Source organism: Candidatus Doolittlea endobia, assembly GCF_900039485.1.
Taxonomy (GTDB): domain Bacteria; phylum Pseudomonadota; class Gammaproteobacteria; order Enterobacterales; family Enterobacteriaceae; genus Doolittlea; species Doolittlea endobia.
This window is the reverse complement of the sequence record NZ_LN999833.1, coordinates 65,629-91,659: the sequence shown is the minus strand read 5'-3', so window position 1 is coordinate 91,659 and position 26,031 is coordinate 65,629. Positions and strand designations below refer to the sequence as shown.

The 26,031-nt window shown below is 46.1% G+C and carries 13 protein-coding genes and 5 pseudogenes; 12 read left to right on the top strand and 6 right to left on the bottom strand.

Going from position 1 to position 26,031, the window contains the following annotated elements; genetic code table 11:
- Positions 1-770 precede the first annotated feature (770 nt).
- Together glk and A4A68_RS00345 are read left to right on the top strand one after the other, a co-directional pair.
- Positions 771-1,736: a glucokinase gene (gene glk, locus A4A68_RS00350; protein ID WP_067565272.1), complete on the top strand. Its 966-nt coding sequence runs from the start codon at positions 771-773 to the stop codon at positions 1,734-1,736.
- Between the two features lie 263 nt (positions 1,737-1,999).
- A pseudogene (locus tag A4A68_RS00345) lies at positions 2,000-2,755 on the top strand (2,3,4,5-tetrahydropyridine-2,6-dicarboxylate N-succinyltransferase).
- A gap of 278 nt (positions 2,756-3,033) precedes the next feature.
- On the opposite strand, the gene A4A68_RS03405 reads toward A4A68_RS00345, so the two are convergent.
- On the bottom strand, positions 3,034-3,183 hold the full coding sequence (locus A4A68_RS03405; protein WP_158648162.1) for a hypothetical protein: 150 nt from the start codon (positions 3,181-3,183) through the stop codon (positions 3,034-3,036).
- Positions 3,184-3,336: 153 nt separating this feature from the next.
- On the opposite strand from A4A68_RS03405, the gene A4A68_RS03400 reads away from it, so the two are divergent.
- On the top strand, positions 3,337-3,579 hold the full coding sequence (locus tag A4A68_RS03400; RefSeq protein WP_158648161.1) for a hypothetical protein: 243 nt from the start codon (positions 3,337-3,339) through the stop codon (positions 3,577-3,579).
- 403 nt (positions 3,580-3,982) lie between these two features.
- On the opposite strand, the pseudogene guaA reads toward A4A68_RS03400, so the two are convergent.
- Together guaA and guaB are read right to left on the bottom strand one after the other, a co-directional pair.
- Positions 3,983-5,309: pseudogene (gene guaA, locus A4A68_RS00340) on the bottom strand (glutamine-hydrolyzing GMP synthase); the annotation flags it as partial.
- A 197-nt stretch (positions 5,310-5,506) separates the two neighbouring features.
- Positions 5,507-6,956: pseudogene (gene guaB, locus A4A68_RS03635) on the bottom strand (IMP dehydrogenase).
- Between the two features lie 89 nt (positions 6,957-7,045).
- On the opposite strand from guaB, the gene xseA reads away from it, so the two are divergent.
- The gene (gene xseA, locus A4A68_RS00330) at positions 7,046-8,389 is read left to right on the top strand and encodes an exodeoxyribonuclease VII large subunit (protein WP_067565269.1); all 1,344 of its coding nucleotides are present in this window, start codon (positions 7,046-7,048) and stop codon (positions 8,387-8,389) included.
- 1,483 nt (positions 8,390-9,872) lie between these two features.
- Here the strand turns inward: xseA and mutS are convergent.
- Positions 9,873-12,440, bottom strand: a complete 2,568-nt coding sequence (gene mutS / locus A4A68_RS00325; protein ID WP_067565267.1) for a DNA mismatch repair protein MutS — start codon at positions 12,438-12,440, stop codon at positions 9,873-9,875.
- A gap of 647 nt (positions 12,441-13,087) precedes the next feature.
- Between mutS and yajL the strand changes: the two genes are divergently transcribed.
- Entirely contained in the window at positions 13,088-13,678 is a 591-nt protein-coding gene (yajL, locus tag A4A68_RS00320) for a protein deglycase YajL (protein WP_067565264.1), read from the top strand.
- 92 nt (positions 13,679-13,770) lie between these two features.
- On the opposite strand, the gene thiI is transcribed toward yajL, so the two are convergent.
- Positions 13,771-15,222 carry a tRNA uracil 4-sulfurtransferase ThiI gene (gene thiI / locus A4A68_RS00315; RefSeq protein WP_067565261.1) on the bottom strand — a complete coding sequence of 484 codons (1,452 nt, stop codon included), beginning with the start codon at positions 15,220-15,222 and terminating at the stop codon, positions 13,771-13,773.
- Between the two features lie 201 nt (positions 15,223-15,423).
- On the opposite strand from thiI, the gene xseB reads away from it, so the two are divergent.
- The 3 genes and pseudogenes from xseB (at position 15,424) to dxs (ending at position 18,413) form a co-directional block, all read left to right on the top strand.
- Positions 15,424-15,672: an exodeoxyribonuclease VII small subunit gene (gene xseB / locus A4A68_RS00310; RefSeq protein WP_067565258.1), complete on the top strand. Its 249-nt coding sequence runs from the start codon at positions 15,424-15,426 to the stop codon at positions 15,670-15,672.
- A complete protein-coding gene (gene ispA, locus A4A68_RS00305; protein WP_067565255.1) occupies positions 15,669-16,571 on the top strand; it encodes a (2E,6E)-farnesyl diphosphate synthase in 903 nt (300 codons plus the stop codon). The genes xseB and ispA overlap by 4 nt, the downstream gene beginning before the upstream one ends.
- A 29-nt stretch (positions 16,572-16,600) precedes the next feature.
- Positions 16,601-18,413, top strand: a pseudogene (gene dxs / locus A4A68_RS00300) (1-deoxy-D-xylulose-5-phosphate synthase).
- 345 nt (positions 18,414-18,758) lie between these two features.
- Here dxs and prlC read toward each other — a convergent pair.
- Entirely contained in the window at positions 18,759-20,795 is a 2,037-nt protein-coding gene (gene prlC / locus A4A68_RS00295; RefSeq protein ID WP_067565252.1) for an oligopeptidase A, read from the bottom strand.
- A 443-nt stretch (positions 20,796-21,238) separates the two neighbouring features.
- Between prlC and leuS the strand changes: the two genes are divergently transcribed.
- The 4 genes and pseudogenes from leuS (at position 21,239) to A4A68_RS03825 (ending at position 25,980) form a co-directional block, all read left to right on the top strand.
- Positions 21,239-23,812 carry a leucine--tRNA ligase gene (gene leuS / locus A4A68_RS00290; RefSeq protein ID WP_067565249.1) on the top strand — a complete coding sequence of 858 codons (2,574 nt, stop codon included), beginning with the start codon at positions 21,239-21,241 and terminating at the stop codon, positions 23,810-23,812.
- A gap of 14 nt (positions 23,813-23,826) precedes the next feature.
- Entirely contained in the window at positions 23,827-24,411 is a 585-nt protein-coding gene (gene lptE / locus A4A68_RS00285) for an LPS assembly lipoprotein LptE (protein ID WP_067565246.1), read from the top strand.
- A gap of 31 nt (positions 24,412-24,442) precedes the next feature.
- Complete coding sequence (holA, locus tag A4A68_RS00280) at positions 24,443-25,474, top strand: DNA polymerase III subunit delta (RefSeq protein ID WP_067565242.1); 1,032 nt, start codon at positions 24,443-24,445, stop codon at positions 25,472-25,474.
- Positions 25,475-25,710: 236 nt separating this feature from the next.
- Positions 25,711-25,980: pseudogene (locus tag A4A68_RS03825) on the top strand (RsfS/YbeB/iojap family protein).
- Positions 25,981-26,031: the final 51 nt, after the last annotated feature.

The window sequence follows — 26,031 nt, the reverse complement described above, 5'->3', positions numbered from 1 at the left end:
CGTGCTGTCAAGTTGAACTTTACTACTAGTAAAACCGATCTGATGAACACCTGCTGTTTAGGCTCTATTAGTAGCAAGATCCATCAGCGTTACTATTAGTTTTACGCTCGAGATTGTCATTGCTGCGGAATGTCATCATTATCAGTATCATTTCTTTCTAACATTGATGTTGAAAATTACGGCTAAAATCGTTGAATTGATGATGGCAACCTACTGTAACTTATCTCTGCCAACCTACACGGAAGAGCGGCATTTTACTCACCCATGTCTTGGTTGATAGTATCATAGTGAACCACGTCTGTCTTTTCGTTTCTCTAGCCCAGTAGTAAAGAGCTGTGTTAAATTATTCTTCTACCAAACTGTGCGTGCTTATCGCCATGATCATCGTTTGCGTATGGTCGTAATCACTATAATTGGCAAAGGGCTATACAGTGTTGCACTGGGTGATAACGACTGCTGTTATTTGTAACGGAGGGCGATCAACTAGATAGACTTCAGTTGAAGCTTGGCAGAGCATTGTGTTTGGTGCACGCAAATCGGTTTGCTAACTCAGCTAGAGCGTGATGTCTATTCCGATTTTTGATACCACAGAGATCCATGCAGAGATGATAAGAGGTGGATTTTATGCTGAGTTAGCAAGGCGAAAGCGGTAAAAGAAGATTTCCGGAACTTATAAATAATAATTTTGCTTATAACAATACGATATTATTAAAAATTGTTTAAGCTTGTTATCCAGGTAATAACTGCTGGAAAGAGAATGAATAAAACGAATGACAAATTATGTCTTAGTTGGAGATGTTGGCGGGACTAACGTCCGGTTAGCGTTATGCGATGTGGATACAGGAAAGATATCCCACATTCATACTTATTCAGGCGATAATAACGTTACTCTAGAACGGGTTATCCGTTATTATTTAATCGGCCAAAAAGTCGTGTTAAAAGAGGCTTGCATTGCTATCGCCTGTCCGATCACCGACGATTGGATTGAGATGACTAATCGTTCTTGGGCATTCTCTATCCAAGTAATGAAGAGCAGATTAGCACTCGACAAACTTGAAATTATCAATGATTTTAGCGCGGTATCGATGGCTATACCGATGTTAGCCAAGGAGGATGTCATCCAGTTTGGTGGCAGTAAAGCAATTGCCGGGAAGCCGATTGCCATTTACGGCGCAGGCACAGGACTCGGCGTTAGCTATTTAATTCAAGTGGATAATCGCTGGATTAGTCTGCCGAGCGAGGGCGGTCATGTAGACTTTGCTCCTAACAGCAAAGAAGAAGACAATATTTTGTCGGTGCTGCGTACAGAATGGGGGCACGTTTCCGCCGAGCGGGTTTTATCCGGTCCAGGGCTGGTTAATCTCTACCGCGCTATTGTTAAGGCGGACAGCCGGTTGCCAGAAAGTTTGCAGCCAAAGCAGGTAACTGAGAAGGCATTGTCCGACAATTGTCTCGACAGCCGACGCGCGCTGTCATTGTTTTGCGTTCTGATGGGACGTTTTGGCGGTAATCTGGCGTTAAATATGAGTACTTTCGGCGGCGTGTATATCGCTGGCGGTATTGTACCGCGCTTTCTGGATTTCTTCCGAGCTTCGAGTTTCCGTGCAGCCTTTGAAGATAAAGGGCGGTTCAAAGATTATTTGTTGGATATTCCGGTGTATTTGATTCGTTATGAGCAGCCTGGATTGCTTGGTGCCGGCGCTTATATCCGCCAACTAATGGGCTATAAGCTGTAATCGTCATAACTTACCGTGAAGCATCTTCCTGCGCTACGCAAGGCCGGAAGTTTCCAAGAAAGTGCGCATCTTTAAAAAGAGCCTTAACTAACAAATACCTTACCAGTATATCCTTAAGGTATCCTTATGTAGAAAGGTTTAACCTTCTAGATTCTAATGGCATATTAAAGATTATGCGGCCTAATAGACAAGAAAGAACTTAACGAGTCTATTTGTAGATAGGAAATTACCGCGAGTGTGAGATGCAGTCATTATAACAGGTTATTGAAACTGCCTTTGAGAAAAGCGCCGAGATTACACCGAGGAACATCGGCGCTGCTACTCGCGACGCGGTAAATCAGGTAATCTCTGCCCTTGACAGAGGCATATTTCGCATCTCGGAAAAATCAACGGCATATGTGCTACCTATCAGTGGCTAAAGCGGTACTGCTCTCATTTCGTATCACTGATGATCAGTTGATTGAGGGCGGCGAAACGCGTTTTGACAAAGTGTCAATAATGAAGTTTGTCGATTGGGACAGTGAACGTTTCCGGCACGCGGGTTCCGCGTTTTTCCACAGTCCAGCGTGCGTTACGGCGCCTACATTTTCTCGCAATACGGTGTTAATGCTTTCCTATGTTAATATCGGCGTTTATGTAGATGGAGGCATCCATGGTGGATATCTGGATATCGTTGGGTTCCTGCGTGGCATAGGTGGTATGTTAGAGCCACTACTGGTTAACCCAGCCATTATCAAAAATAACTGCTTTGTCGGTGCTCGCTCCGAAGTAGTTGAGAGTACTATCATGAAAGAAGTTCAGCCATTTTCATGGCGTGTTTATCATTCAAAGCACTAAGATCTACGATTGCGAGCGGTGACATACATTTAGTTGTGTCCCGTCTGGATCGGCAGTCGTCTCTGGTAATATGCTCTCTAAAATGGATGTTATAGCCTGTACTGCGCGGTAATAGTAAAAAGGTCGACGCTAAAACTCGCAGCAAAGTAAGTGTCAACGAATTATTGCACACTATCTATTAATAATGATAGCTGTAGATTGTCTGTACATTTATATTTTAAAATACAATGGTAAAGATTAATGTGAAGCGTTCTATCAAATATAGCAGTGCAGTGCTGCTAGCATGCCGTCCTTGGTTACGTAACCAATCATAATTATCCCCTAGGTTTTTAGCGAAACTCGTCAGATAAGTGGAAAATTCTTGTACTTAGACGACGATATCTGGTAAAGACTGCACATTCTACGTGTATATTATCTGAATCGAGTCGATCGGTTGTTCCCGCAAGGCGGTCGCATAAATTTATTTAATATCAGTTTCTGATAACATATTTAGTTCGTTGGTGGAAAGTCCGAACCGATGTTCACCACCCTGCACCTGCCATAAAGATTCTTTTTCGGTGACATATAGAGTTTTTATGTCGGCAGCAAGTTTGCAAAGAATTTGCAGCAATAGGGTGCTTTCCTACGAGGCTTCCGTCGATTAAAATGATGCTGTCTGGCGCCATATCACTGACAAGTACGCGGTCGAATTTTTTAAAACCTGTACTGAAAGCTTGTTTCAAAGAGCTTTTGCACTTTACTTACGCTGTTATCGTCAGCGTAGATGATAAACCTCATATTGCACTCTGCCGCCGGAGTGGAGGCAGGGCGCTTTGGTGAAGATATTCCAGGCATAGCTGGCTATAGCATTCTCCTGCCAGCGCGGATAATTCGCCCCGCATACATTAAATGCAAAAGTGTGCTTTATCGTTTTAGTCACACATTATCTCGGACGGTGCATTCAGTGTTCATCGCTCTACTGTTGCCAATATCAACAGCCGAAGTACGTGAAAAAGTTGCGCTTTAACTCCTGTAGGAAGATGTTCATCCTCCGTTCTTAATGCATAACAAGTGATCCTGTCATCGACACATCTGTAAAAGAGAAAGGAAACTTATTTACGAAAACGTCACATACGCAACTGATTTAAGCGCAGATGATTGACAATTTTACTTTAAATACTTACTTTTATGGTTTGAAACCAAACAAGTGGATAATACCAAAAATCTTCTGGCCTAAGTTTGAGCGCTCAGGTATAACAAAAATCATCAAAATAGCTGAGTGACTTTTAAAAAACAAGCAGGGCGCTACATAACTAACATATTATTAATACATCATGCTTTAGATTGATATCCCGAATTATTCTATTCTCTGTTTACGATACTATTTGATGTCATACAATGCTAAACTATATACTGAATGCGGATTATTCCTATTCAACCGTCGACGACATCCTACCTAGGATATCATACTCGACACGAGAAATGCCGTCAATTTCATCGATGATACGGTTGGAAACACGCCAGGCGGTAGATGTGCTAAATGGAAAGTCATAAAGTCGATAGTTTCCACCGCGCGCAGTAAAATTATCCAGTTATACTTGCGGCTATTGCCTATTACTCCGACGGAGCGCACGGGAAAGAAAACGGTAAAGGCTTGGCTTGATTTATTGTACAGACCCGCTTTATGCAGTTCTTTTACAAAGAATGGCTCAGCGTGGCGTAGCAGATCACAACACTCTTTCACCTCGCCAGTACGCGTACGCCTAAACTCGGCCCGGGAAACGGTGACGATAAAGCATGTCATAAGGCAAATCGAGTTCCAGGCTTATTTTTCGAACTGCATCTTTAAGCAACTCTTTCAAAGGTTTCACTAAGGCCATTTTCATTTCTTTAAGCAAACCGCCAACGTTGTGATGCGACTTGATAATATGGGCTTTTCTATAGTAGACACAGCAGATTCGATAACGTCTGAGTAAATAGTGCCTTGCGCCAACCATTTCACGTCAGTGAGGCTCAGTACTTGTTCGTAAAACACTTCAACAACACCTGTCCGATGGTTTTGCGTTTAATTTCCGGATCGTCAACACCGGTCAGCGCATAAAAAATTTATCTTCTTCCAGTATAGAAATGATGTTCAAACCGTCGTGATCGTCAAACATTCTACCGCTTGACTGGCTTTGCTACTAATACGTAGCAGTTTGTTATCGACGAATACGCAGACCATCCGCTTTCCGATGGATTGATGCAGCAGCATGGCGGTAACCGATGAGTCAACGCCGCCGGATAAATTAAATATAACTCGATTGTTACTAACTTGTTCTCGAATACGGATAATGGCATCTTCGATGATTTTAGCCGGCGCCCACAGAGGCGCGCACTGACAAATATCAAAAACGAAGTGTTCTAACATACGCTGACTCTGAGAGGAATGAGTGACTTCGGAATGAAATTACATGCCGTATAACCGTTTTCTATAATGGTAACGGTGCTAGCAATAGTGACAACATTTTCTGGAATAGCGGGAACCTTATCGACATGTCTCATCCAGACGTCCAGCAGTGGCGTTCCGCCTGTACTGATGTCGTCCTGAATGTCGAGTAGCAGCAAGCTGTCTCTTAACATGCCTGAGCATAGCCAAACACACGCTGTGTCGAGTTTTGGATTTTTCTACCAAGTTGCATCGCCATAGTTTGCATACCATAGCAAACGCCAGCGCACTGGTATGTCTGCTTGAAATACATAATTCGGCGCACGTGGCTATCCTGTTCAATGATGTTTTCTAACGTATTTGATCTTCGGTTACATTCCATGCCAAAAATTCACGAATCCTGCGAGCCAATAGTTAGGTGCATTGATGACGTATCCGAAAACGTATAACAAAAACATCTGTTCGGTTATCTTCGACCGAACAGAACAATGGTGGCCAGGCGAAGCCTGCATACTGAAGTAAGACTTTAACCCAAGAGGTAGTTTGGAGATTCTTTGATGATAGCGACATCATGAATGTAGCTTTCCTGGATACCAGCACCGCTGATACGAATACATTCCACTTTAGTACGCAAGTCATCGGCAATAGCACAACCTGTCAGGCCCATGCAAGAATGTAGGCCGCCCATTTGTTGCTTGATAATTTCCTGCAGGTGCCCTTTATATGCTTGCTATTCGGCCTTCAATTCCTTCCGGCACAAATTTATCGGTTATGTTATTAATTTGGAAACACCGGTCGGCAAACCTTTCGGTATTGCTTCAAGAGATCCCATGCCGCGGTAAGATTTGAAGAACCGACCTTGAAATAGTTTGATTTTCACGGAGATTCTGTAGTGCTTGCAAACAATAATCCTATCATAACGCAGGCAGCACCTGCGGCAATAGCTTTAGCAATATCGACGGATGCGCCGTCAGCGCCGACGGGAATTTCTATCCCTTCCAAGGCTTCCACAGCATCAGAGATAGCGGTAATCTGCGGCACAACCCATACCGGTGACAATACGAGCAACACAGATAGAACCGGGGTCTATGCCCACTTTTACCGTGCTGACACCAACCGCAACTAGCGCAAGTTCGCCGGAACCGGTAGCGATGTCGCCGCCAATGATTAGAAGGTCTGGGTATTTAGCGCGTGTTTCGCGGATACGTTGAAGCACACCTTCGGAATGAGCGTTGTGAGGAATCAATAATAAAACGTCAACGCCGGCGTTCACTAGGGCATTAATGCGCGTTTCATTGCAGGTAAAGCGCCTACCGCAGCACCAACTTGAAAGCGGCCATGTTCATCTTTACAAACGCTATGTTTACACTCGGCTTTTTGGAAGTTTTTACCGTAATCATGCCGATTACATGAATCTGTTCCTCGAATACCAATATTTTTCACGAGTCTCGCTTTTTTGTAGTCACCAAGCGTTTTTCAGCGCCATTACAGAGGAAATCATCTGACTTAGGTCGGCAACACAACGAACATCGCGGCCGGTAATGATTCCTACAAATTCATTTTTATCTGTTACCACTAGGCAGCTAGCGAAACGGTTATACACAGTCAGCTTTTACCTCAGATAAATGGGTATTTGGCACGACGCATTGGGGGATAAGCAGCGACGCTGCTTTCATAGCGTTTTACACGATCGATTTCCTCGGCTTGACGTTCGATAAACATATTTGTATGAATTAAACCGATACCGCCTTCCCGCGCTATCGGGATGGCTAAGCTAGATTTCGTTACTGTGTCTATTTTCGCGGACAGTACGGGAATGTTAAAGCGAATTTTTGAGTCAATTGAGTGCCGAGATCGGCAGTGTGGGGAAAAATTATGGAGTGGTGAGAAGGAGCAAACGTAATATCTCGCCAAGGTGGATGTGAAACAGATAAACATTGCTTTGCAATATATAGAACATAATCGGTTGCTTCCAGTGTTATTTTTAAAAAATATCTTACTTATCGTTTCACAATAAGTAGTATCATCTTGTCGAGATTGTACAATTAAATTCAATTCTTTTCACATGTCTACCCAGCTCTCATCCCTGGTTTTTACCGTTAGTCGCCTGAACGAAACAGTTCGTGAACTGCTAGAAGGTGAGATAGGGCGGATTTGGTTGACGGGCGAGATCTCCAATTTTTCTCAACCCGCATCGGGCCATTGGTATTTTACTTTAAAGGATAACCGCACCCAGGTGCGCTGCGCGACGTTTCGTAACGTCAATCGCCGTATAATCTTTTCGCCACGCAACGGTCAACAGGTACTGGTGCGTGCATCTCTTACGCTTTATGAGCCGCGTGGCGATTATCAGCTCATTGCCGAAAATATGCAGCCTGCCGGAGATGGATTTCTGCAACAGGAGTTCGAGCAGCTTAAACAGCAATTAAGCGACGAGGGGCTGTTCAGTCAGCAATTCAAGCAACCGCTGATCAGTCCTGTTTGCCGCGTAGGGGTAATTACCTCTGCCAGTGGGGCGGCGTTGCATGATATTTTGCAGGTGTTGCAACGCCGAGACCCGTCGCTGTCGGTGGTAATTTATCCTACTGTGGTTCAAGGACAGGAAGCGCCGGCCAAAATTGTTCGTGCTATCGAAACAGCTAACCGTCGTGCTGAGTGCGATGTACTAATCGTCGGTCGCGGTGGCGGTTCTCTGGAGGATCTCGCAAGCTTTAACGATGAACGAGTGGCGCGAGCGATTTTCGCCAGTCTCCTTCCGGTAGTTAGCGCCGTCGGCCATGAAACCGATGTAACTATTGCAGATTTTGTCGCCGATTTACGCGCGCCAACCCCTTCGGCGGCGGCCGAGCTAGTGAGTCGCGATCAGCTGGAGCTCTTACGGCAATTTCAGTCGCAAGAGCAGCGATTGGAAATGGCGATGGATTATTTACTCGCGCAGCACCAACAGCGATACAACTGTTTACAATACCGCTTACAACAGCAGCATCCCCAACTGCGACTTGCTCGGCAAAACACCGCGCTTGTAACCTTGCACCGCCGTCTTGACGACGGGGTACAGGGTCAGTGGCGACACGCACAGCGCTGCTGCGACTATGCGAACAAGCGTCTTGTACAGCAGGCGCTCACGGCGCGTATCAATCAAGCGCAGCAGCGTTTGCAGGCGTTGCAATACCAATTGATCCAGGGAATAAACACGGAGGTGAATCGGCAAAATAATGCCTTTATCGCACTTTGTTCCCGTCTGGAAGGCATGAGTCCACTGCAAACGCTAGCGCGGGGGTTCAGCATCACGACAGATGCTTATGGTGCGATAGTGAAAAACACCCGCCAACTAAATATAGGCGATCATTTGACTATCAGACTGAACGATGGCTGGATAGAAAGTAAGGTGACCAAAATAACCTGTTAACCAGAGAGACACCTTTTGGTGGTTTAGTGGGTGGCTGTATGAACACGCGCCATCACACGGCACATGGCTATGTGTATCGCGTCCACCACCGCCCGATAAAATCGGCATGTCTAGTGCTATTTTCGTTAAGATCTAGTTTACTAGTCACGCGTTTGGCGAAGACTATCTTGCGAAAAATCGTGGTAAACATCAGCAACAGACAAGGTGCTGCCGAGAAAAATCGGACGCATAGTGAACTGCCCGCTTATCACGCTACTCAATAGATAAACGATGTCATCGTATCAATCTTTATGGTTTCTGTTTGATACCTTTTGTCATCATGATAGGCAAGACAACTAGATAGCCATATACATTATAAGATAGCAACCTAAATTTAGGGCTAAAAACCGAGCCATTTCCTTCTAGGATAGGATTACCATCTGATTCTAGTGGAAACGAAAGTTGTCAAGGTGTATTGGCATTAACTTTTAATCACTTACGAAGTAGATATAACATCATTGATAATTCATGCAACTTAAATATAAGTCCGCTTTCATAGTGCTAAAGCTTTAGATTGGAACGATAAAATAAGACTGAAAACACAAGAGCTTGTTTTCTGTTTTTGAGGCATACTTCTGGACTGATGCCAGCACATTCCTAATGCACATCTGGTTTGCCTTTGATAACTTTAGAAAGTCTACAGAGAACGTAGCATATCTGTACTTGCGTGGCACTTTATTCACTATCGAGGTACTTAATTATCGTTTATATTTTAATGTATAATTCTGGATGTTGAGTATTGAAGATTCAGTCTTATTTATATCAAAATGACACTCAAGCAGCAATAATATAAGATCTAATGTTGAAGTCATTGATGTCTGTTAAGCGTTTTGATAGAAAAATAACGTTAAAACGTTTTCAAATACAGTTTATAGATCTGGCGTTAAACTGGTCGTGTTACTTTTCATAAGTAAAGTACGCTATAAAGCGAAAAATAGTCATGGCCTTCTCACTAAGAAGGTTTTGCCGTTGTGGATTAACCTTCAATGATTAAGTTGGTGACAAGTATAATCTTGTTCGGCTTATTCGTTTGCTCGTACGACAACGATTACACCGAGAGCTTAGGCAACGGCACGATAATAGCGTATTCTTTCGTTTGACAATTTTAATCACACATATCCTCGATGCAGAGGATATAGTGAGTTTTATAACATAAAGTGCCGATGGCCAGCATCTGTCTCAATAATACCGCAATAGTGAAGGTTAATAAATCTTAAAGTAAGTTATATATGAAAACTTGATAAAAATAGGGAAGAAGACGTTAGTAGATGACTTTACCGCAAGGCTATTGTCTTAAAAGACGAGCCGGCGTACGCTAGATGCTGTGCAAGATCGGCTATCTTCGTTGCTAACTGCTAAAATAACTTTGGTCTAATTTAAAAATTAGACTTGGAAGTGAGATAGCTATCACTGTTTTTACCGATTTTTCCAGGAATCTCGGAACCTATAGCATTTTTTTCAGCTTGTATAGCCACTCTAGTGCCTGTCGTGGAGACAGGCTGTCAGGGTCTAGGTTTTTTAAAACCTTACATGCCGGCGTCACGGGCTTTGCCTCAGGTTGTGGTACCGATAGATAGCAATCGCCCACGCTGCTTGCTAGCACATCGATAGACGACGCTTCTAACTCTCTGAGCTTCTGACGCGCGCGTTTGATAACCTCACGCGGTACCCCAGCCAAAGCTGCCACTAACAGGCCGTAACTCTTGCTGGCAGCGCCTTCTTGTACGCTATGCATGAAGGCAATAGTATCATCGTGCTCCACAGCATCTAGATGAACGTTAAACACCCCGTCTATTTGTTTCGGTAAAGTGGTAAGCTCAGCGTAATGTGTAGCGAACAAGGTCATAGCCTTAATACGCGCTAGGTTTTCCGAACAGGCCCAAGCCAGTGACAACCCATCATAGGTCGAGGTGCCGCGGCCGATTTCATCTATCAGAACCAGGCTCTGGCACGTGGCATTGTGCAAGATATTAGCGGTTTCGGTCATCTCTACCATAAAAGTGGAACGGCCGGAGGCCAAATCATCGGCGGCACCTAAGCGGGTAAATATTCGATCTATTGGACCAATAGTAGCTTGCTCAGCCGGGACAAAACTACCGATATATGCCATCAGCACAATCAAGGCAATTTGGCGCATATAGGTGCTTTTACCGCCCATGTTTGGGCCGGTGATAATTAGCATGCGCCGCGTGTTGGACAACATCAGTGAATTGGCGATAAAAGGCTCGTTTAACACATATTCTACGACAGGATGGCGGCCGCTACTAATGTGGATTCCTGAACGGGCGTTGAGCGTTGGACATACATAGTGCAGGGTTTCCGCACGCTCGGCTAGATTACTTAATACATCCAGCTCCGCCAACGCGGCGGCGCTCTGTTGTAGAGCTGCCAAATGGGGCAATAGCAGATCGAAAAGTTCATTGTACAGCATTTTTTCCAGCATTAGCGCCTTGCTCTTTGAGGTCAGCACTTGATCTTCATATTCTTTTAATTCCGGAATAATATAGCGTTCAGCATTTTTCAGTGTTTGACGCCGTACATAATGGATTGGCGCCAGATGACTTTGGGCGCGGCTAAGCTGAATAAAGTAGCCGTGTACAGCATTAAATCCAATTTTGAGCGTTTCTAACCCGGTTTTCTCCCGTTCGCGTAGTTCTAGACGATCGAGATAATCTGTTGCTCCTCCTGCAAGATCGCGCCATTTATCTAGCTCGGCGTGGTAACCTGGAGCGATAACGCCACCATCGCGCACCAGTAGTGGTGGTACTTCGATAATGGCTTTCGTCAGCAAATCACGCAACATCTTGAATTCTCCGATCCTATTCAGCAACTGTAATAAATGAGGCTCTGATCGACCGCAGAGTAACTCCTTAATGGTCGGAAACTGTGTAAAGGCATAACGCATGCGTGCTAGATCGCGCGGGCGCGCTGAACGTAGTGCCAGCCGCGCCAGCGCCCGCTCCAAATCACCTACGTGACGCAAAAGCGGTTGCAGTTCTGCTACGTGGTTTTGTAGCGCATGGATGCTCTGCTGACGGTCGGTAAGAATAATGATGTCCCGACTGGGCATGTGTAGCCAGCGCTTCAGCATGCGGCTACCCATAGGCGTTACTGTGCGGTCTAAAACATTTGCTAACGTATTTTCGCCTCCGCCGCTAAGATTTTTCGTCAACTCCAAATTCCGCCGTGTAGCAGCATCCATAACGATACTATCCTGTTGTCTCTCCAACGTGATGGTGCGAATGTGTGGTAGCGAGGTGCGCTGCGTATCTTTGACATATTGCAGCAAACAACCAGCAGCGCGCAGGGCTAACTGTGCCCGCTCAATGCCAAAACCAGTTAGATCGCGGGTGCCGAACTGTAGGATGAGCTGCTGACGGGCGGTATCGATATCAAACTCCCACTGCGGCCTGCGCCGCAGGACCCGATGGTGCGTGAGCAGCGTCATATCTTGCAACGTTTCCGGATAAAGCAGTTCTGCTGGATTGGTACGCTGTAATTCCGCGACCATAGCTTCTCGGTTTGCTGGCTCGGAAACCAGGAAACGGCCTGATGTGATATCCAGCGTAGCGTAACCGAAACCGTGCGACTCTTGCCAGAGAGCGGCTAGCAAGTTATCCTGGCGTTCATTGAGCAACGCTTCATCGCTGAGCGTGCCAGGGGTAACGATGCGGACTATACTGCGCTCTACTGGCCCCTTCATCGTAAGGGGATCGCCAATCTGTTCGCAGATGGCGACTGATTCTCCCAGTGCTACTAGCTTAGCCAAATAATTCTCTACTGCGTGATAAGGAACTCCAGCCATGGGAATGGGCTCACCGACGGAAGCACTCCGTTTTGTGAGGGAAATGTCTAACAGTTGCGACGCACGTTTAGCATCATCATAGAAAAGTTCGTAAAAATCTCCCATCCGGTAGAACAGCAAGATATCTGGATGCTGGGCCTTTAGCTTAAGGTATTGTTGCATCATAGGGGTGTGCGAGTTCAAGTATTTAGTGTGAAGTATCGACATAAAATAATCCTCGTTATAAGTCAAAGATTTTTGTTATTTTAGGTCCAATCAATGGAAGAGATAACTGCATGTTTTATTTGATCTATTACAAATCATAAGGTTAATCACACGAGCCTAACGCATACGATAGAAACAATTAATTACTGTTAAGCAAATTTTATAACCTTTTCATGACTGATACATAGCCTGTTTATAATATTTAGTTAAATTAAACCAGGCAAATAAAAATATACTAATCGGACAGAACGGCATAGCTTGAAATTACACACCAATATCAAACAGCATGCTTTAAAAGCATGTGTATTCCAAGATCAGAGACGATGCATGACACGATATTAAATGACTGCAAGGGAAAATAATTAAAAGATGATATATACTGCGGAAAATTTCTCGCCGGCATGCATAACTTTATTTTGTACAGCAAAGTAATACGCGGACCGGAATCTTTCTATTCTGGATTGTGACGTATTGGAACACCTATGGCTGGCGGATTTTTGCCTTCAAAATATAACGTTCAGAGATGAACAATGATACTACAAGTTGAAATAAATCATATTACCGGCTGTGCTCTGCGGCGTACGCATGGAGGAACGTGTGCACCGAAGAATCAGTAACTATTTTGATGAGATGATACGTAAGGGAAAGCTATGAACAAGTCAATTCTTATCTGTTTAGCAGATGGTAGCGAAGAGACCGAAGTCGTCACGACGTTCGATTTATTGGTACGTGCTGAAAATCAGGTACGTATGGCCAAAGTCAACAGCGATAACGGATTGACCGTTATCAGTTCGCGCGGCGTGCGGCTTCTTGCCGATGCGCCGCTATCGACTTTATCGGAGCAGCCCTTTGACGCCATTGTCCTACCAGGAGGTATGCAGGGCGCCGAGTGTTTCCAGCATAGCCCACTGCTCCTGGAGTGTGTACGTCGAATGCACCTCAACGGCAAACTAGTAGCGGCGATATGCGCCGCGCCGGCTTTAGTATTGCAGCACAATCAGTTGTTCAGTCAAGCCAACATGACATGTTTTCCAGCGCTGAAGGATCGGATCCCCGCCGATCGTTGGGTGGATCAGCGGGTTGTCTATGATGAGCGTTACCGGCTCCTTACAAGCCAGGGACCGGGGACCGCCATGGATTTCGCCCTGCATATTATCGCGTTGCTCTGTAGTCGTCCGGCTGCGGCCAAGGTGGCGGCGCAGTTAGTACTGCCTTATGGCATTGCAAATTTTCAAGATTAGCGAACCAGAGGCTCAATGAGTTCTGGGAGAAGAAGACTGCAATAAATTCGAAACAGATACAAGTCGTATTTTCTGAAAGAGTCCGCCGGAGACTAAGGACGGTAAACCTTTACGTTTCGAAACCCATGCTCGCGTAAATAGAGCGCTTGCAGACGACTCATTACTCCTCGGTCGCAGTACAGCAAGTACGATTTATTCTGATCTAGCTGATCAAAATTATTGGCCAACTTGTAAAACGGCAGTGTCTGTACCGATACATTATCCAGCGTTAATGGGCTACTTTCCTGATCATTATACGAACGGATATCCAGTACGATATCGCCACTATCTAATTCCGCTGTGATTTCCACTTCGGCGACAGGCGTGTACCCCTTTTCGGAAACCAACTCACGGATATCCACTATTTGCGCCTGTGCTACCACCGTTTCCAATACGGCAAAATCGAATTGCTTCTCTTCTTTCTCAACACGGCTTTTCACCGCTCGAACAGTTGGGCTTTTGGAAATTAAGCCACAGTATTCCGGTATGGTTTTAGCGTACTCTTCTGTGCCAATCTGGCGCGCCAGAGTAATAATATGTTCCTTGCTATGAGAAATGAGTGGACGCAAAATAAGTGCGTCTGACGCGTTATCAATTAAACGCAAGTTAGTTAAAGTCTGACTGGAAACTTGACCAATGACTTCTCCAGTGACCAATGCTTGGATATCGTAGCGCTTCGCGATAGCCGACGCCGCGCGCACCATCATGCGTTTTAATACTACCCCCATCTGGCTATCGTCCACTTCAACTAGAATTTCATTTAGCACTGGCGTAAAATCAAGAGATATAAAGCGGACTTTATGAGACTGGCCAAAGCGGCGCCATAAATGATACGCCATTTGACGGACGCCGATTTCATGCACCGCGCCGCCAAGATTAAAAAAGCAATAATGAACCCGACAGCCGCGGCGCATCAGCATATAACTAGACACACCGGAATCGAAGCCGCCAGAGATAAGCGATAGTACATCTTCCTGGGTTCCGACAGGAAAACCGCCTAGCCCTTCGAGGCGCTCGGTTATTAACAACAGTCGATGATGATTAATTTCTAGAAAAATCGTTTCGTCAGGATGACTGAGGTTTACGCGGGTATTGTCTACATTTTGGTTTAAACCGCCACCGACGTAGCGTTCCACATCCTGGGAAGTGAAATCGTGCATGCCGCGACGCTTAACTCGCACACAAAAGCTTTTTCCCACCAGACGCTCGCGATACATGGCTAGCGTTTGCAGATAAATATCATGCATATCCTTCCAAGGACGCTCTTCCACAGCTAGAATTTGATGGATTCCTGGAATGCGAGTTAAGGCGTCAGCTACCAAAGAACGGTATTGTTCATTTCTAGCACGAACCTCGATGTGATCCCAATGACGCACTACCGTTACCGATTTATCACAATGTTTAAGAATATTGCGAATATTACTAGTGAGTATTTTTATAAAACGTAATCGCACAGATTGACTTTTTATTGTGATTTCCGGAAACAGCTTGGTGATGAATTTCATAATAGGAATTATTTTAATCGTTACAAAGTAATGCGCCGCAATACGTTATATAATCGAAAATTTAGCATCGGTTTCCACCCTGATGGCGCGGAGTATATCACTTTATGCCGCGAGATTAAGGCGTAATTTTCTTTTTCACCATATTTTGAGCTAACATGGACCATCGTTCGCGTCTTTGCTATTCATAGGTAGAATGCAGACATGCCAAAAAAAGCAGAACAACCCGCCAGTTTTGAAACTGTGCTTAAAGAACTAGAGCAGATAGTGACCCGTCTTGAGTCCGGTGCACTGCCGCTGGAACAGGCGCTTAATGAATTCGAGCATGGCGTTCACCTAGCGCGACAAAGTCAAAAAACCCTACAAGAAGCAGAACAGCGGGTACAGATACTCTTAAACGATACGCCAGACGCCCAACTTGCCTCCTTTGCGCCTGAAAATGATACGCTATGACTGATTTTACGAGCGCGCTTGAAAATAGCCGCCAGCAAGTGGATGCGGCGCTGGAGCGTTATCTCAGCGCCTTCGCCAATCCGCAGGTGCCACTTATCCAAGCAATGCGTCACAGTGCATTGCTTGGAGGGAAACGGCTGCGGCCGTTCTTAGTGTATCAAACTGGCCGGTTGTTCGGGCTTACAGCCGAAAGCCTTGACGCGCCGGCCGCTGCAATTGAGTGTATTCATGCCTATTCTCTGATTCATGACGATTTGCCAACAATGGATAATGATGTACTGCGCCGCGGGTTACCAACCTGCCATGTCAAATTTGGCGAAACGACTGCTATTCTAGCCGGTAATGCGCTACAAACGCTAGCCTTCAGTATTCTAGCTGACGCGGAAATGTCAGAGGTGTCGCCACGGGATCGATTACAAATGATTTCAGCGCTAGCCAGTGCCAGCGGCGCTGACGGTATGTGTTTTGGACAGGCATTGGATTTAACGACTAATGGGAAGCAGACTTCCGTCACTCAACTTGAGACGATTCATCGCCATAAAACTGGTGCGCTTATTCGCGCAGCGGTTCGGATGGGCGTGCTTGTGGCTGGAATACACGGCGGACCAGCGCTGCGTTATCTCGATCGTTTCGCAGCTGCCATAGGCTTAGCTTTCCAGGTACAGGACGATATCTTAGATATCGTGGTCGACAGTAATACTGACGGAAGACGACAAGGAACGGAGAAGAGATTGGGCAAACACACCTATTCAAGCCTCCTAGGACTGGATATAGCGCGAGCCAAGGCTCATGCACTGTATCATGAATCCTTGGAGTCCTTAGAATATGTTGCTGCGCTTGGTTATGATACCGCCTTGTTAGTAGCACTAGCTCGCTATATTATAGAGCGCGATAAATAGTGGTTATTGCGTCTCAGATATGAGTACATATTAGCCTTGATGTCAAGAAATATCCGATTCTGGTCTTAGCTAATAATTCTATGGAACCGCGTCAATTGCCAAAGAAAGCTTAGTAGTGCTATGTGATGAGCTTCAGCAATTTCTACTCGATAGCGTAAGCCGTTCAAGCAGCCATTTTGCCTCGGGATTGGGCACAGTGGAACTGACGGTGGTACTACATTATGTGTATAATACCCCTTTCGACCAACTGATTTGGGATGTTGGCCATCAGGCTATCCACATAAAATCTTGACTGGGCGACGGGATCGTATTGCTACTATTTGTCAGCGTAACGGCATGCACACGTCTCCCTGGCGCGGAGAAAGCGAATATGACAATACTTTCTGTGGCCATTTTCCGCTTCCATCAGTTCCGGATGGGTATGGCAGTGACGGTGGAACGAGTGGTTAGGCCGCCGCACGATTTGCATTATCGGTGACGGAGCAATTACCACCGGGATGACCTTCGAGGCAATGAACAATGCCGATGATACCAAATCTGATTTGTTGGTGCTGTTAAATAACAACGAAATGTCTATTTCAGAAAATGTTTTGGCGCTGAATAACTATTTGGCGCAGATCTTGTTCGGCAAGCTTTACTCCACATTACGTAAAAACAGCAAAAGGTGCCATCCGGCATTTCATCGATTAAAGAGCTTGTAAAGCGTACAGAAGGGCACACTAAAGGCACGATTGTGCCGTGTACGTTGTTCTAGGAGATGGGGTTTAACTATATTGGTCCGGTAGACGGCCATGATGTACAGGAATTGATGCAGACACTGAAGAATATATGGGCCAAACAAGGCTACAATTGTTGTATACGCTAGCTGAAAAGACCCTATCAGTTAGCATGCGGTTCCGAAATTTGATTCCCACGTGGGAACCCTGCCGAAAAGGCGGGCACTTGCCTACTCGACTATTTTCGGTGATTGGCTGCGCGTTACCGCCGCGGACGATGACAAGCTAATGACGATTACACCCGCTATGCGCGAAGGCTCTGGAATGTTGGTGTTTTCATGTCAGAATCCGTGCCAGTATTTTGATGCCGTCATCGCCGAACAGCATGCGGTCACCTTTACCGCCGGGCTGGATATCGGCGGTTATCGCTCTGTGGTTGCTATCTATTCTACTTTTTTGCAGCGTGCATATGATCAGGTAACCCATGACGTTGCAATACAGAATTTGCCTGTATTGTTTGCCGTCGATCGCGGCGGTGTTGTTGGTGTTGATGGGCGGACTCACCAAGGCGCATTTGACCTATCCTACCTGCGATGCATTCCCAATATGGTCATCATGACGCCAAACGATGAAAATGAATTCAGGCTAATGCTGTATACAGGTTATCATTACTAGGCTGGTCCAAGTGCAGCGCGCTATCCGCGCGGTAACGGTACAGGTGCCCCATTCACGCTTTACATGAACTGCCTCTGGGGAAAGGGATAGCACAATGCCAAGGCGGCGGCGTAGCGATTCTTAATTTCGGTACGTTACTGCCCAAAGTCGAACAAGTAGCACAAGCGCTAAATGCAACTCTGGTGGATTCGCTTCGTGAAGCCCCTTGACGGCGCGCTGATAAACGCACTAGCCACTACTCATCCGGTGCTAGTGACAGTCGAGGAAAATGTCATTGCGTTTCTGGTGGTGGCGTAAACGAGCATGTGATACAGCAGCGGCTGCAAGTGCCAGTATTGAAATTGGTCTACCCGGACCTTTCATTCCTCAAGGCAGCCAAGAGGTAATCCGCTCGGATCCTGGCCTGAATGGTATTGGGATCCAGAGGAAAATCGAAGATTGGCTAGCTTAAACTTACGTATACAGGAACCGTGTTTTCTTAAGCTGTGCTGCAGGTACTGTACTTAAAGATACTGTGTCATGCCGCGTTGATTGCTAAGAAATTGTTCGTCTTTGCTGGTCTTATCCCTCAGGTCGTTACTTAGCGGACCTGTGATTAACCGCTCTTATTGTCTATGATTTTCTATGGTTGACTCTATATTTTTGCTTGTCTGTGTTGCTATACATGTTTTGCTGCAATACATGAGTCTAAAAACCTGATAAACAGGCTGTGGAATCAGTTACATAAATAGCTATGTCGTAATAGTGTTTATACACACGGAAACCCAGACAAACCAGTATATGTACTCAATATTCTTTACTCTCGAATACCGCAATGGCGTAGCATTGCATCTAATTTTGGCTCGCGACCGCGGAAACGGGTAAAAAGTACCATCGGCTCTTCGGAACCACCTCGGGAAAGGATCGTATCGAGGAATGATTTGCCAGTATCCCGATTAAAAATCCCCTCTTCTTCAAAACGCGACCAAGCATCCGCTGCCAACACATCCGCCCACAAATAACTGTAATATCCAGCCGCATAACCACCGGCGAAAATATGGCTAAAGGCGTTAGGAAATCGTCCCCACGGTACAGTTGGTATTACTGATACCTGTTTTTGTACCGAGTCCAGAGTATCAAGCACGTGCGCGTCCTGCGTAGGTTGATATTGGTAATGCATGCGAAAATCAAATAGACTACATTCTAGTTGGCGCAGAATAAACAACGCCGCCTGGTAATTTTTTGCTTCCAGAAGCTTATTTAATAGCTCATTGGGAAGCGGCTCACCAGTTTCATAATGGCCGGAAATCAATGCTAGCGCTTCAGGCTGCCAGCAATAATATTCCATAAACTGGCTCGGTAGCTCCACTGCATCCCAAGGCACGCCGCTAATGCCGGCTACCCTAGGAGTGTCAATACGAGTCAGCATATGATGCAACCCATGCCCGAACTCATGGAACAACGTCGTCACTTCATTATGGGTAAACAGTGCTGGTTTGTTGTTTATCGGGCGACTAAAGTTACAGACGAGATAGGCTATTGGTTTTTGCAGTTCGCCATCGGACTTACGCATCCTGCTAACACAATCATCCATCCAAGCGCCACCGCGTTTATTATTGCGAGCGTACAGATCCAAGTAAAAACTGCCGCACAGTTCGCGATGCTCATCAAACAAATCGAAAAAGCAAACGTCTGGATGCCAGGTATCTATGTCGGTGCGCTTTTCTGCGGTGATGCCGTAGACACGCTTAATCACTTCGAACAGACCGCTAATGACCTGCGTCTCAGGAAAATAAGAGCGCAGTTGCTCATCATGAACCGAGAACAGGTGTTGTTTTTGTTTTTCGCTGTAATACGCTATATCCCAAGGATTCAGCGTATCGCAACCGAAGTAGCGTTGCGCGAAATTGCGCAGCTGAGCTAGCTCTTGCTTGCCCTGTGGGCGCGATCGATTAGTCAGATCAGTGAGAAAATCTAGTACTTGCTGAGTATCCTGCGCCATTTTGGTGGCTAGGGATTTATCGGCATAGCTTTTAAATCCTAGTAATTGCGCCAGCTCATGTCGTAATGCCAGAATCTCGCTCATGATGGGACCGTTATCCCATTTCCCAGCATCTGGCCCCTGGTCGGAGGCGCGGGTATTATAAGCGCGGTAAAGCTCCTCACGCAGCGCGGCATTATCGCAATAGGTGAGCACAGGCAAATAACTAGGGATATCAAGCGTCAACAACCAACCCTTCTGCTCGCAGGCTTGTGCGCTGGCAGCCTCAAGGGCACTTTTAGGCATGCCAGCCAGTTCCTGTTGGTTAGTTATCAGCTTGCTCCAACCCATAGAGGCGTCCAGAACGTTATTGCTATAAGTCGATTCCAGCGCTGACAAACGAGCGACAATTTGTCCATAACGCTGCTGTTTTTCCTCCGGAAGCCCGATCCCAGACAATTTAAAGTCGCGCAGCGCGTTATCTACCGCTTTTTTCTGTGCCATACTCAGTTGTGTATAATATTGACCGTTGCGCAGATTACGGTATGCTCGGTACAATCGTTGATTTTGCCCTATCCAAGTATTGTATGCAGATAGTAGTGGCAGGCTCTGTTCATAAGCTTCACGTAATGCCTGGCTGTTCTGCACAGCGTTTAAATGACTTACCGTTGACCAAATCCGGCTTAAACGATCATCCACATCAGCCAGCGGCTGGCAGAGATTTTCCCAGGTAAACGGACCGTGCTGCAATACGATTTCTTCAATGGTGTGACGGCAGTGCTCAAGTGCGACTTTCACCGCTGGCACGACATGCTCAGGGCGAATAGCAGAAAAAGGGGGCAAGGAAGACGAGGTTAGTAACGGATTGGTCATCGAGCGATCCTGATGATTATGAGTAAGAGAAGTATGAGGTTAACTATAGTGAAAATCAATGGTGAGCGAAGCTCATAACAACCGACGTGCGTCATGATTCAATAACCTTCCGCTTAAGAGGTGGTCAAAATTCACCCAAAACCAATCCTAGCATACAAACTACCTGTCGCCATTTTCTTAAAAAAATGCTACGCTCGGTGTTGTCATCCATCAATGCTAACTTCTAGTAATAAACTTTTGTGACGTAATTTTTTAAAAATACATTGCAATCAGAACTATTCATTACTATTGCGTCATGTCCTTTCATTCCATCCGCTGGACCAGCGAAGTAAACAGTTGTTGCAATTATCGTTTATCCGTTATGCTGAATAGACTCTAGAATTATTCTTCATACGCTCCATGCACGAGCGTTGCCGTATTTTACTTAAGGACCACTGGCTGCCATGCAAGAGCTTTATCGCCCAGAAGAGATAGAATCCACCGTCAAACAATACTGGCATGAAAACGACACGTTTAAGGTTACCGAAGACCCCGATAAGGAAAAGTACTACTGCCTTTCTATGCTGCCTTATCCTTCCGGTCGTTTACATATGGGGCATGTTCGCAACTATACTATCGGTGATGTAATCGCTAGATATCAGCGCATGTTAGGTAAAAATGTCCTACAGCCTATCGGTTGGGATGCGTTTGGCCTGCCAGCTGAAGGAGCCGCGGTGAAAAACAATACCGCTCCGGCGGTATGGACTTACGCCAATATCGACTACATGAAGAGCCAACTAAAACTTCTAGGCTTTAGCTACGATTGGAGCCGTGAGGTCACCACTTGCCGCCCGGACTACTACCGCTGGGAACAGTGGTTTTTCACTCGTTTATATGAAAAGGGGTTGGTGTATAAAAAGACTTCCTCGGTTAATTGGTGTCCGCAGGATCAGACAGTGCTGGCTAATGAACAGGTCATCGAGGGCTGCTGCTGGCGTTGTAATACAAAAGTCGAGCGAAAAGAAATACCGCAGTGGTTCGTGAAGATTACCGCTTACGCTGACCAACTCTTATATGATTTAGACAAGCTCGAACATTGGCCAGAGCAGGTGAAAACTATGCAGCGAAATTGGATCGGCCGTTCTGAAGGACTGGAAATTACGTTCCAAATCGCAGAGAGCGAAGAAACACTAACGGTCTACACTACACGCCCGGATACTTTTATGGGTATAACCTATGTTGCAGTAGCAGCAAATCATCTGCTTTCTCTGCAGGCAGCGGCGTCTAATCCAGCTCTAGCCGACTTTATTCAAGAGTGCTGCATGAGCAAAGCAGTAGTGGACACGGCCACGATGGAGAAGAAAGGTATGGCCACCGGCCTACATGCAGTTCATCCGCTGACCGGAGAAATGCTACCGGTCTGGGTCGCTAACTTTTTGCTGATGGACTACGGTACGGGCGCTGTCATGGCAGCGCCGGGGTATAACCATCTCGATTTTGAGTTCGCTCGAAAGTATGACTTACCAGTAAAACCGGTTATCTATAATACCGGTAGTAGCGAGTCAAATCTCGGCGTGCAGGCGATAACAGAAAAAAGCATCCTGTTCAATTCTGATGAGTTTTTGGATTTTCAGACGAACTTTAACGCTGTCACTGATTCGCTGATAGCAAAGGGCCTTGGCAAGCATAAGGTGCACTATCGTTTGCGAGATTGGGGGGTTTCCCGCCAACGCTATTGGGGCGCGCCTATTCCGATAATGACACTTGAAGATGGTACTGTCGTACCGACACCGGAAGAACAGTTGCCGGTTATTCTACCAGAAGATATGGTGATGAATGGGATTTCCAGCCCGCTAAAGGCTGATCCTGATTGGGCAAAAACCACCTACCGCGGTCAACTCGCGCTGCGTGAAACCGATACCTTCGATACTTTTATGGAATCTTCTTGGTATCACGCGCGCTATACGTGTCCGAATTATAACCAAGGCATGCTCAATCCGGCTGCCGCCAATTACTGGCTGCCGGTGGATCAGTATATTGGCGGCATTGAACATTCTATTATGCATCTTATGTATTTTCGTTTTTATCACAAGTTGCTCCGCGATGCGGGTCTACTTGCCTCCGACGAGCCGGCCAAACGTTTGCTGTGTCAGGGAATGGTACTAGCCGACAGCTTCTATTATTTTTCCGATAGCGGCGAGCGCGTCTGGGTATCGCCGTTGGATGTCAGCGTGGAACGGGATAAGAAAGGCCGTATTGTGAAAGCAATCGATGCCAGCGGTTGCGAACTGGTATACGCCGGCATGAGTAAAATGTCAAAATCGAAAAATAACGGTATTGACCCGCAAGAAATGGTCGAGAAATATGGCGCTGATACTGTGCGCTTGTTCATGATGTTCGCCGCACCGGCGGAAATGACGCTCGAATGGCAGGAATCTGGTGTAGAAGGGGCTAACCGATTTCTGAAACGCGTTTGGAAACTAGCTTATGAACATACCCAGAAGGGTCCTACAAGCGGACTGGATATTGACACTCTAAACGATAAACAAAAAGCGTTGCGCCGCGAGGTGCACAAAACCGTCGCTAAAGTTACCGACGATATCGACCGCCGTCAGATGTTCAACACCGCCATTGCTGCGATTATGGAACTAATGAATAAGCTGTTACGCTTCCTGCAGAAAACCGAACAAGATCGCGCTCTGATACAGGAAGCGCTGTTAGCAGTCGTGCGGATGCTTTATCCTTTCACTCCACATGCATGTTTTACACTCTGGCAGGCGTTGGGCGGGAAAGGGGATATTGATGATGCACCGTGGCCAGTGGCAGACGACACTGCTATAGTGGAAGATGACAAACTGATAGTCATTCAAGTGAATGGCAGGTTGCGCGGTAAGATTACCGTGCCAGCAGATGCAGACGAAGCTTTGGTGTATGAACGTGCTTCTCAGGAATATCTGGTAGCGAAATACCTTTCCGGGACTACGGTACGTAAGGTGATTTATATACCAGGCAAGCTACTTAACCTGGTTGCAGGTTAACAAAAGGAGATGTTGTGCGATATTGGATTATAGCACTGGTAATAGACCTGGCAGTAATGATCACCACTGGCTGTAACTATCATTTGCACGACACTATAGCTAAGGTGCCGACCGAAATGAAAACTATAATCTTGAACAGTTATGATTCTTGTGGGTCGTTCACCCGAGCTGTAAGAGAAGAACTGCGCCTGAACGATATAATGCTGGTTGATGACGTTCAAAATAAAAACAATACAAACAATACACTGCCGTCGCTGCGTATTGTCAATTCATCGGAAAATCAAGTCACCACTTCAGTGTTTCAGGACGGTAAAACTGCCGAATACCTGATGACACTTATCGTACAGGCGCAGATCTTGATGCCAGGAAAAGATTACTATCCTATCGACATCAAGATTTATCGCTCGTTCTTTGATAATCCGCTAACGGCGCTGGCGAAGGATGCCGAAAGAAATATTATTTGCCAGGAGATGCGCCAGCAAGCTGCACAGCAGCTTGTCCGAAAGATGCTGACAGTGCATATCTCGAAAGAGGTAAAGCGATATGCAAAACTGAAACAACAGCAATCACCGCATTTGGCGGTGTCAGCCTCTGTATGATCCTATATCTGATGCAGAAGCGATTAGCGCAATGATCCGGTTGTATGCCGAGCAGTTAGATACACAATTGCAAGAAGCATTGCATCAATGTTATTTTCTGTTTGGGAACGATTTGCTGCTGCTACAGGAAAGCCAGAACCACATTCGTGACCGGGCACAGGCGCAGCAATTTAACGAGCATTTCAGTATCACGCTGGATGTTGCTACCGATTGGAACGCGATTTTTAGTTTATGCCAAGCACGCAGTCTGTTCGCTAGTCGGCAAACACTGCTTCTTGTCTTCCCAGAGAGCGGCGTTAATGCCGCTATGGCAGAAAAAATACGCCAGCTAGCATCGCTGTTGCATGATGACATGCTCTTGATTCTACGCGGTAGCAAGCTGACCCGCGCCACGGAGAACAGCGCCTGGTTCAAGTTGCTTAGTCAAAACGCAGTTCTTGTAAGCTGTGCTACGCCGGAGCAGGCACAGCTATCGCGCTGGGTGACAAAGCGTGCTTCAAGCATGAAGTTGATACTGGATGATACCTCCTGCCAGCTATTATGTGATTGCTACGAAGGCAATCTTATAGCGCTGGCTCAGGCGTTGGAACGCTTGTCACTACTTTACCCTGACGGCAATCTAACGTTGCCGCGAGTCGCAGAGGCCGTGAACAACTCCGCACATTTCACGTCATTTCATTGGATAGAGGCCGTGCTGACGAGTAAAAGCAAACGCGCCGCGTATATTCTGCGTCAATTGCGACTAGAAGCCGAGGAACCGGTCATCCTATTGCGCAGCATCCAACGTGAAATCCTCCTGCTGCTGATGCTTAAACGGCAAGTTACTACCACGCCGCTGCGAATTTTATTCGACCGCTACAATATCTGGCAAAATCGACGACCACTATTAACGAAGGCTTTAGAGCGCCTTACTCTGGCGAAATTGCGCGATACGGTGGCATTAATGGCAAAAATCGAATTAGCGCTTAAACAGAATTATAGCTACCAGATATGGTCTGATCTAAACGCTGTGGCGTTATTGTTGTGCGGCAAATCGCTGCCAGCGGTGATGTTTGATGTTTGAAAGCCACGCTTGTAAAAACTTGCTCCCTTCTTCTGTCAAAGTGACATGAGTGTACAATGCTCTTATATCGTTAATGTGTGCGCCGGCTAAGCGGGAAGCTTAGCCGGCGTTGTTAATCTTTATTCATTCTGTGGCCGATAGGCGGCTTACTCTATTTTAGTACAGAGCTGGCAGAGGCATGTCGAGAGAGGAGCCTTTGCGTGTCACTATAGCTCAAAGATTTTGTTGTTGATAAGATAGACATCTGAAAAGGGGAAAGTAACTATCACCCTTAATGCGCGCAGCAAGTCAAGCGTTATGGTAATCTATACTGGGATATCCAGCCAGGATATTATTGCTGTTCTAATCATGTAGTACACAGGCATCATGTGTCATCGACTTGATACCGCTAGGCAAGAGGGAGACGAGTTCGCCGACTGGCGCATGCCCGATCTTGGTGATGTGATTGTACATGTGATGCAAAAGAAAGCCGTTCGTCTTTATGAGTTAGAAAGCTCTGGAGTTAAGAAGTAAAACTGCATCAATAGCAAAATACTGGATTGGGTGCAGAACGGTTT